Genomic DNA, 7,688 nt, shown 5'->3' with positions numbered 1-7,688 from the left:
ACGGCTGGGACGGAAGTCGCTGTCGTTCTCAAAATCGGTGGAGCTGCATGATAAAGTCATCGGGCATTATCTGAACATAAAACACTATCAATAAGTTGGAGTCATTACCCTCGTTTCGAAGTATTTATCCCAATTGGTTTTTGGTATGATTTTTTTGATCTCAATGAATGTGCTTTCATTCATATCATAAAAGGATAATGGAGCTATTTTTTTGATCAGCTCAGTTATTTCTAATTCACGATAGGCATTGAAGAGAAAGTTAGAAAGTTGAATAAAATCAACTTGATACATTATGTTATGTTCGTTGTTAAACTCTGGATCATTTTGACTTGATGAGCTATTGAGTTCACGTTTAAGTTCCTCTGGGATAGAAGTCTTTGTCCATGCTAATCCTAGATTATGAAGCATGAATTTAGTAATTAGCTTTCTCATTAGGTTTTCAATTTCATGTATTAATGGATAAGCTTTTATTGCATAGTTTTTACTTATATCATCCCATACTAATTGAATGTTACCAAGATTACTTTCAGCAGATATTTTTTTAAATATACGTAGGAGTTTTGAGAATGTTGACAAGTTGTCATCAGTAACGTTATCTAGTTCCAACCTGATGAATAAAGAATCCTTTCTTGTGCCATGCTCCAAAATCGAGCAATTAAAGTCGACATTGCTGTATGAAAGAGTGTTTTTATTAATTTTAATCTCATCAGTTGCCTCAAGAATCTTACTGAATGTTTCAGGAGTGCGACCGATACTAGCATTCTTATTAAGAATGAAAATCATTTCAATAATGCAACTATCCATATTCAACCTTATTTCAGATAATGATTGTAAGGAGCAATTAATGCAGTTCAAGTCATTCTTGAAAACAACATATTAATCAGTCTTGCTCTAGACAACAAACAACTACTTTAGCGACTATTTTAATTTCTTGGAGCGCACATTCGAAAGGACTATTACCACCATCAATATGAATTCTATTGCCAGGTAGACGGGTTATTGTTCTGATTAGAATGTCATCATCAATATTTATCACCCAAACACCATCACGCACAGCATCAAAATTCATATCGCAAATAAAATCACTTTTCTTTTCAACAATATGAAGAGGTTTCATCATGTTTGATGGTAGGAAATTGATGTCAAAAAGGGTCGAGCCGGAATCTATAAGTTTACCCCCTATAAGGGTTTGTTTTATCAGAGCTACAGCTTTGTTTTTGTCGTAGATACCTTTAGGTCCTTTACCAAAAGCCAGCCATTCAATTGAAACACCAGTCTCCAACGTACACTGCAATACCCAATCAGCGGGAAATATGTCGCGCATGTAACGTGTAGCCATTGTGCTCTTAGATACACCTATGTGATCGCAGAGAGCCTGACGAGTGGTGAAACCGTATGCCTCAACCAACCGTTCAATCACTTTTTTTCCGCCGCTACTGAAATCCATAAGACCTCCAAAGCAATCCTAAATTCATTGACAGATTCCAAAAGCGATCTTAAAGTTGAACTCGAAGTGTTCTTTTGGAGCCATCACAACTAATCACGTTAAACAACGGCTCGCCACAAGCCGGACTAAAGGAGGAATGTTGCACTATGACCCCTAACATTTCAATCACTCTGAATACGCCACACGTCACAATTGAGCGCTATAGCGAACTAACTGGCCTTCCGGTTGATACGATTAACGACATGCTGGCTGATGGTCGCCTTCCGCGACATCGTCTGCGCAAAGATAAAAAGCGCGAAAAGGTCATGATTAACATGGCTGCTTTAACTGTAGATGCTCTGTCTGCTTAATCAATCAAAAGCAAAGTTGTCACTCTCCTGGAGTTCGATTTTGCAATAAGTTCGGATGTGAAAACTATGTTTGATTATAAAGTTTCCAAACACAGACATTTTGATGAAGCCTGTCGAGCCTTCGCAGTACGTCATAACATGGCAAAGCTGGCTGAGCGTGCAGGTATGAATGTCCAGACTCTGCGAAACAAGCTGAACCCAGAACAGCCACACCAGCTCACTGCGCCGGAAATCTGGTTGCTGACCGATCTCACGGAAGATTCAACCCTAGTAGATGGATTTCTGGCGCAGATTCATTGCTTGCCGTGCGTGCCTCTTAATGAAGTCGCAAGCGAGAAGATGCCCCATTACGTACTAAGTGCAACAGCAGAGATCGGACGTGTTGCCGCCAGCGCTGTTTCAGGTGAGCAACCAACTGCTGCCAGCCGTCGGCAGGTTATAGACAGTATCAACTCAGTCACCCGTTTGATGGCACTGACCGCTGTTTCTATGCACGCCAGACTACAGGCAAGTCCGGCAATGGCAAGCGCGGTGGATACTGTGACGGGCCTGGGTGCTTCATTCGGTCTGATCTGAGGTGCTTATGTTGAGTAACGAACCGTCATTTGCATCACTGCTTGTTAAGAAAAGCCCAGGAATGCACTTCGGTCATGGCTGGATTGCAGGCAAAGATGGCAAGCGCTGGCACCCGTGCCATTCGCAGGCTGAATTGCTGGCTGACCTGTCAACCATCAAACAGGGGAAACCATGGCTATCGAAGGTGCTGCAACGACTCGCACGATAAGCCCAAGCGAACGCTATGAAGGGTTGAACCACATAGCGGAATTAAGGGCAAAAGTATTTGGAAGTAACATTGAGTCAGAGCTTGAGCGGTTTATTAATGAAATGAGCGACCCACGGGACGCAAATAATAAACAGAACAAGCGAGCATTAGCCGCCATATTTTTTATGGCTAACATTCCGGCAGAGCGTCACGGCGTCAAAATTAGTGAGCTGACGACTGACGAAAAACGGGAGTTGATAAAGGCAATGAACCATTTTCGTGCAGTGGTGAGCTTATTTCCTAAACGGCTAACCATGCCTAATTAAATCAAACCAGAAATTTAATGGCGTAAACCCGCCGGGCTTCTTTTTGCCCAAATTCAGGAGAACACAATGCGAAATATTGAAATCCGAACCACGAAAACCGGACCAGATGATGCCGGTCTTAACCTGATGTTGACCGAGGCGCGCATGGAAGAACGCCGGGGCCGTGCTGATGTATTTGCAGCTCATCTGGAAAAGCTGGCGGTGCATATCACTCGCGGCAAACTCAACGGCACCGAAGCTGCAGAGCTTCTGCGTAACGCCGCTGAAACTATCCAGAACGAAGCGCAGGAGATCCACTGATGGCTGATTCAATGGACCTTGTACAGCAGCGAGTCGAAGAAGATCTCCAGCGCCACATCAACAAGGCCCGGGCAAAAGTGCCGGGCGTTTCCCGCGTTCTTTGCATTGATTGTGATTCGTCAATCCCGCTGGCTCGCCGCCGCGCTATTCCGGGCGTGCAGTGCTGTATCACCTGTCAGGAAATCGCTGAGCTCAAAGGCAAGCACTACAACGGAGGTGCCGTATGAACCCTCTTGTAAACACCACAAAGAATTCAGAACCGGTTAGCCCGTACACATACATTGTACGATTCGATATTGCACCTTTATGGATCGCTGACGGCTTTATTTTATCGGACGAAACAGCGTTAGCGATGTTAGCTGAACGCCTCGACTATGCCTGCGACGCGACGGAATTGGCTGCACAAGTGCTTGTCGCACCGAATCCTTCTCGGATTGAAGATGAACAGGGGTATCGCCACGGGGCTATTGCCAAAAGTATCGAAGAAGGGGCCCCGGAGGCATATGAAAATTTTGGTGAAAACACTATTGCATCTGCACTGATTGATGCGATTGAACTACTGGATAGCGTTGCATTTGTTCGGGATGAGAACGACAACTCAAGAGACGTACTGTCAAAGCTTCTTGAGGCTTTAGGTAAAGTTAACGGCTCTTTGCCAATTTCTGACATTCATTGGTTGGATGCAGAAGCAAGCTCATGAACAAAGCCATGAACTTTGTTTCAAGAACTCTCGGCGACTCCAATGAGGCCGCCGGGTTTTTCCCCTGGGGCTCCCCGAAAAAAGCTGTAAACCCATACCTTGACCCGGCAGACGTTGCGCCGGGTTCAGCACTTTCAAACCTGATCACTCTGTACGCTGCTGACAATGAGCAGGAACAGCTGCGCCGTGAGGCTCTGAGTGATCAGGTCTGGGAGCGTTATTTCTTCAATGAATCCCGTGATCCTGTCCAGCGTGAAATGGAGCAGGACAACCTCATCAGCCGGGCCAAAATGGCCCGTGAGCAGCAGCGTGTTAATCCCGAACTGGTGATTATCGCTAACGTAAACGCTGAGCCGTCCCACATCAGCAAGCCATTGCTGGAACGTATTAAATACTTTCATGGCCTGGGGCGTGCAAAGGCTTACTCCCGTTATTTGCGCGAAACTATCAGGCCTTGCCTTGAGCGCCTGGCGCGAGTGCGTGACAGCCAGGTGTCTACTTCATTCCGGTTCATGGCAAGCCATGACGGTCTGGAGGGGCTGCTGGTCCTGCCTGAGATGAGCCAGGACCAGGTTAAACGTCTGTCTACGCTGGTTGCAGCACACATGAGCATGTGCCTGGATGCGGCCTGTGGTGATCTTTTTGTCACAGACGACGTGAAACCTGAAGAAATCCGCCAGACGTGGGAAAGGGTAGCTGCTGAGGCAATGCGGCTGGATGTGATCCCACCTGCGTTTGAGCAGTTGCGCCGAAAGCGCCGCCGTCGTAAGCCTGTACACTATGACCTCATTCCTGGATCGCTGGCGCGTATGCTTTGCGCGGACTGGTGGTATCGCAAACTGTGGCAGATGCGCTGCGAATGGCGGGAGGAACAACTGCGCGCCGTTTGTCTGGTCAACAAGAAAGCCTCCCCGTATGCCAGCTATGAAGCTGTGATCCATAAACGCGAGCAGCGCCGTAAGTCACTGGAGTTTTTCCAGTCGCATGAGCTGGTAAACGCCGACGGCGACACGCTGGATATGGAAGAGGTGGTGAACGCCAGCAACAGCAACCCGGCACACCGCCGCAATGAAATGATGGCCTGCGTCAAAGGGCTGGAGCTGATTGCAGAAATGCGCAGCGATTGCGCCGTGTTCTATACCATCACTTGCCCGTCCCGCTTCCATGCCACCCTCAACAACGGCAGGCCAAACCCGAAGTGGACCAGCGAAACGGTCCGGCAGAGCAGTGATTATCTGGTTGAAACATTCGCGGCATTCCGCAAGGCCATGCACAAGTCCGGGCTGCGCTGGTATGGCGTCCGGGTTGCGGAGCCACACCATGACGGCACCGTGCACTGGCACTTGCTGTGCTTCATGCGCAAAAAAGACCGCCGTTCCATCACCGCGCTGCTGCGCAAATTCGCCATCCGCGAAGACCGCGAGGAGCTGGGCAAAAATTCCGGACCGCGCTTTAAATCTGAGCTGATCAACCCACGCAAGGGCACGCCGACCAGCTACATCGCTAAATACATCAGCAAGAACATTGATGGGCGCGGGCTGGCTAAAGAAGTCAGCAAGGAAACGGGCAAAACACTGCGGGACAGCGCGGAGCACGTTACCGCCTGGGCGTCGCTGCATCGTGTTCAGCAGTTCCGGTTCTTTGGCATTCCGGGCCGCCAGGCTTACCGTGAGCTGCGTCTGCTGGCAGGCCAGGCTTGCAGAGCGCAGGGCGATAAAAAAGCAGGTGCGCCGGTTCTGGAAAATGCCCGCCTGGATGCCGTGTTGGCTGCTGCTGATGCGGGGTGTTTTGCTACCTACATCATGAAGCAGGGCGGTGTGTTGGTTCCCCGAAAACATCATCTTGTCAGAACGGCATACGAGCTTAACGACGAGCCGAGCGCCTACGGCGATCACGGTATCCGTATCTATGGCATCTGGTCCCCGATTGTTGAGGGCCGAATTTGCACGCATGCCATCAAGTGGAAAATGGTTCGTAAGGCCGTTGGCGTTCAGGAGGCGACAGCCGACCAGGGCGCTTGCACCCCTTGGACTCGTGGCAATAACTGTCCCCCTGTTGAAAAAATGTACCAAACAGGGGGGGAATTACCTGATACCAGAGATCCAGAAGTGCTGCCTGACTTCCATAATCTGAGCGCAAAGGAACGTCGGGAGCTGACGGCACGGCTGAGGCTTGTGAAGCCGAAGAGGCGGAAAGGGTACAAGCAGGAAATTAACGATCTCCAGCGTCAGCAGCTCGACGCTGAGCTGAGGTCCAGAGGGTTCGATGGAACTGAAGCGGAGATTGATCTGCTTCAGCGTGGTGGCAGTATTCCATCCGGGGCTGGGCTACGTCTTTTTTACCGAAATCAGCGCTTGCAGGAGGATGGTAAGTGGCGCGAGTGGTACTCGTGATTGCGTAGGAGGCTGTGGGGCGTGCATAGCAAGATTAGACATAACTAGCGGAAAGGCTAAAAAGCGTTTTACATCTAGAAACTTATTATATACTGTATTTATAAACAGTGGATATATATACAGTTATTTATCCAGTAGTAACGAGAGGAGGGAAGATGCAGGACTATTTCTTGGAGTCGTTGAAGCTCCAGCGCATTGATTTTTTTATCAAGCTTGTAGCGGCTAGTGAGTGTGACGATGAAGAAAAGCGGCTGGCTATCCAGTGGGTTTCTGAGTTAACGGACGAGTTGATGGCAAAGATTCGTGCTCATGAATACAACCGCTCGATGGATCTTCCCAGTTAGTCACAGGAACGTTGCTGGCGTGAGAACTTGATTCTGACGTCAGCAAGGTTGAACAACGAGCCGGGCGAGGCGTTAGTGGTGGGTGCATGTCTATGCTGCATGAAACCGCATGATCGTCTGAGGATCGTTTTCGCTGAGGCCCGCCAGGAATGGCGGGCTTTTGCTTATGTCATGCGGGTGCATGAAAACCACTACACAAAGCGGGCAGGCGTGGCGGGGATACGAGCGCGCGCTCACATCTTTATGTATGGATAGTGATATAGTTAAGCATTTTTTACGAAGGATAATTTATGTCAATCAAATTAATAAAAGAACAAATTGCTGATTTCCTAACAACGAATGATTCAGAAGTTATGGCTATACAAGGAGATTGGGGAATTGGCAAAACCTATACTTGGAATAAAGTTTTAAATGAATGCAAAGATCGTATTTTATATTCACGTTATAGTTATGTTTCTTTGTTTGGTTTGAACTCTTTGGATGGATTGAAATATAGTATTTTTGAAAATGCTATTCAAAGAGGGTCTATTGGTACAGAGCCCTCTCTTGAAACCGTAAGGGATAATGCCATTGGCATAAGTGAAATTATAGGCCGTAAGACCGCAAGACTTGCGAGAGAAATACCTATAGTTAAAAACTTCACATCAACGATTGATGCTGTATCATTTATGACAATAAAGAAAATGATAGTCGTTATAGATGATCTGGAAAGAAGAGGTAAGGGACTAGATGTAAAAGATGTTTTAGGGCTGGTGTCATTGTTGAAAGAGCATAAAGAGTGTAAGGTTGTCATGCTTCTAAATAATAACACTAGCGGAATGGAAGAATTTAAAACATATAAAGAGAAAGTTATCGATAGGGATGTGACCTTTAATCCTACTCCTGAAGAGTGCGCTGCAACAGCTTTCGATGGCGGAAACGATTATTATGATGAATTAAGTAAGTACACCATCTCTCGGTGATGCTGCCAACTTACTGATTTAGTGTATGATGGTGTTTTTGAGGTGCTCCAGTGGCTTCCATTTCTATCAGCTGTCCTTCCTGCTCCGCTACTGAAGGCGTGGT

General features: G+C 47.4%; 13 protein-coding genes. 11 read left to right on the top strand and 2 right to left on the bottom strand.

The annotated features are described in order from the left end of the window. Positions 1-94, top strand: a 94-nt coding sequence (locus tag WFN87_RS23760; protein WP_000306640.1) for an IS1 family transposase, incomplete at its 5' end; no start/stop codon positions are given. Here WFN87_RS23760 and WFN87_RS23755 read toward each other — a convergent pair. Then, on the bottom strand, positions 88-804 hold the full coding sequence (locus WFN87_RS23755) for a hypothetical protein (protein ID WP_336983971.1): 717 nt from the start codon (positions 802-804) through the stop codon (positions 88-90). The two genes, WFN87_RS23760 and WFN87_RS23755, sit on opposite strands and share 7 nt — an antisense overlap. 76 nt (positions 805-880) lie before the next feature. Then, entirely contained in the window at positions 881-1,447 is a 567-nt protein-coding gene (locus WFN87_RS23750; RefSeq protein ID WP_336983970.1) for a phage repressor protein CI, read from the bottom strand. A gap of 146 nt (positions 1,448-1,593) precedes the next feature. Here WFN87_RS23750 and WFN87_RS23745 point away from each other — a divergent pair, with 146 nt between their 5' ends. The 10 genes from WFN87_RS23745 (at position 1,594) to WFN87_RS23700 (ending at position 7,585) form a co-directional block, all read left to right on the top strand. Next, complete coding sequence (locus WFN87_RS23745) at positions 1,594-1,797, top strand: hypothetical protein (protein WP_045355697.1); 204 nt, start codon at positions 1,594-1,596, stop codon at positions 1,795-1,797. Positions 1,798-1,863: 66 nt separating this feature from the next. Then, positions 1,864-2,373 (top strand): phage regulatory CII family protein, encoded by a 510-nt coding sequence (locus tag WFN87_RS23740; protein ID WP_336983969.1) that lies wholly within the window; start codon positions 1,864-1,866, stop codon positions 2,371-2,373. A 7-nt stretch (positions 2,374-2,380) separates the two neighbouring features. Next, entirely contained in the window at positions 2,381-2,581 is a 201-nt protein-coding gene (locus WFN87_RS23735; RefSeq protein WP_336989470.1) for a phage filamentation protein Fil family protein, read from the top strand. After that, positions 2,545-2,886, top strand: a complete 342-nt coding sequence (locus tag WFN87_RS23730; RefSeq protein WP_336983958.1) for a DUF5347 family protein — start codon at positions 2,545-2,547, stop codon at positions 2,884-2,886. Before WFN87_RS23735 ends, WFN87_RS23730 begins: the two co-directional genes overlap by 37 nt. Positions 2,887-2,952: 66 nt before the next feature. Continuing rightward, on the top strand, positions 2,953-3,186 hold the full coding sequence (locus WFN87_RS23725; RefSeq protein ID WP_336983957.1) for a DUF2732 family protein: 234 nt from the start codon (positions 2,953-2,955) through the stop codon (positions 3,184-3,186). Then, positions 3,186-3,413, top strand: coding sequence for a TraR/DksA family transcriptional regulator (locus tag WFN87_RS23720; protein ID WP_336983956.1), 228 nt, complete (start codon positions 3,186-3,188; stop codon positions 3,411-3,413). The genes WFN87_RS23725 and WFN87_RS23720 overlap by 1 nt, the downstream gene beginning before the upstream one ends. Then, positions 3,410-3,886, top strand: a complete 477-nt coding sequence (locus WFN87_RS23715; RefSeq protein WP_336983955.1) for a hypothetical protein — start codon at positions 3,410-3,412, stop codon at positions 3,884-3,886. Before WFN87_RS23720 ends, WFN87_RS23715 begins: the two co-directional genes overlap by 4 nt. 8 nt (positions 3,887-3,894) lie before the next feature. Then, complete coding sequence (locus WFN87_RS23710; RefSeq protein ID WP_442892797.1) at positions 3,895-6,279, top strand: replication endonuclease; 2,385 nt, start codon at positions 3,895-3,897, stop codon at positions 6,277-6,279. Between the two features lie 155 nt (positions 6,280-6,434). Next, entirely contained in the window at positions 6,435-6,623 is a 189-nt protein-coding gene (locus WFN87_RS23705) for a hypothetical protein (protein ID WP_166430153.1), read from the top strand. Positions 6,624-6,913: 290 nt separating this feature from the next. After that, positions 6,914-7,585, top strand: coding sequence for a P-loop NTPase fold protein (locus WFN87_RS23700; RefSeq protein WP_336983953.1), 672 nt, complete (start codon positions 6,914-6,916; stop codon positions 7,583-7,585). Positions 7,586-7,688 lie beyond the last annotated feature (103 nt).

This window comes from Cedecea sp. AS113, assembly GCF_037152415.1.
Lineage (GTDB): Bacteria > Pseudomonadota > Gammaproteobacteria > Enterobacterales > Enterobacteriaceae > Cedecea.
The sequence above is the reverse complement of the archived record's forward strand: the minus strand, read 5'-3'. Positions and strand labels throughout refer to the sequence as shown.

What these genes read in the sequence shown, in the direction of transcription:
- WFN87_RS23755 (WP_336983971.1), bottom strand. Translation starts at nt 804, where the DNA reads ATGGATAGTTGCATTATTGAAATGATTTTCATTCTTAATAAGAATGCT.
- WFN87_RS23750 (WP_336983970.1), bottom strand. Translation starts at nt 1,447, where the DNA reads ATGGATTTCAGTAGCGGCGGAAAAAAAGTGATTGAACGGTTGGTTGAG.
- WFN87_RS23745 (WP_045355697.1), top strand. Translation starts at nt 1,594, where the DNA reads ATGACCCCTAACATTTCAATCACTCTGAATACGCCACACGTCACAATT.
- WFN87_RS23740 (WP_336983969.1), top strand. Translation starts at nt 1,864, where the DNA reads ATGTTTGATTATAAAGTTTCCAAACACAGACATTTTGATGAAGCCTGT.
- WFN87_RS23735 (WP_336989470.1), top strand. Translation starts at nt 2,381, where the DNA reads ATGTTGAGTAACGAACCGTCATTTGCATCACTGCTTGTTAAGAAAAGC.
- WFN87_RS23730 (WP_336983958.1), top strand. Translation starts at nt 2,545, where the DNA reads ATGGCTATCGAAGGTGCTGCAACGACTCGCACGATAAGCCCAAGCGAA.
- WFN87_RS23725 (WP_336983957.1), top strand. Translation starts at nt 2,953, where the DNA reads ATGCGAAATATTGAAATCCGAACCACGAAAACCGGACCAGATGATGCC.
- WFN87_RS23720 (WP_336983956.1), top strand. Translation starts at nt 3,186, where the DNA reads ATGGCTGATTCAATGGACCTTGTACAGCAGCGAGTCGAAGAAGATCTC.
- WFN87_RS23715 (WP_336983955.1), top strand. Translation starts at nt 3,410, where the DNA reads ATGAACCCTCTTGTAAACACCACAAAGAATTCAGAACCGGTTAGCCCG.
- WFN87_RS23710 (WP_442892797.1), top strand. Translation starts at nt 3,895, where the DNA reads ATGAACTTTGTTTCAAGAACTCTCGGCGACTCCAATGAGGCCGCCGGG.
- WFN87_RS23705 (WP_166430153.1), top strand. Translation starts at nt 6,435, where the DNA reads ATGCAGGACTATTTCTTGGAGTCGTTGAAGCTCCAGCGCATTGATTTT.
- WFN87_RS23700 (WP_336983953.1), top strand. Translation starts at nt 6,914, where the DNA reads ATGTCAATCAAATTAATAAAAGAACAAATTGCTGATTTCCTAACAACG.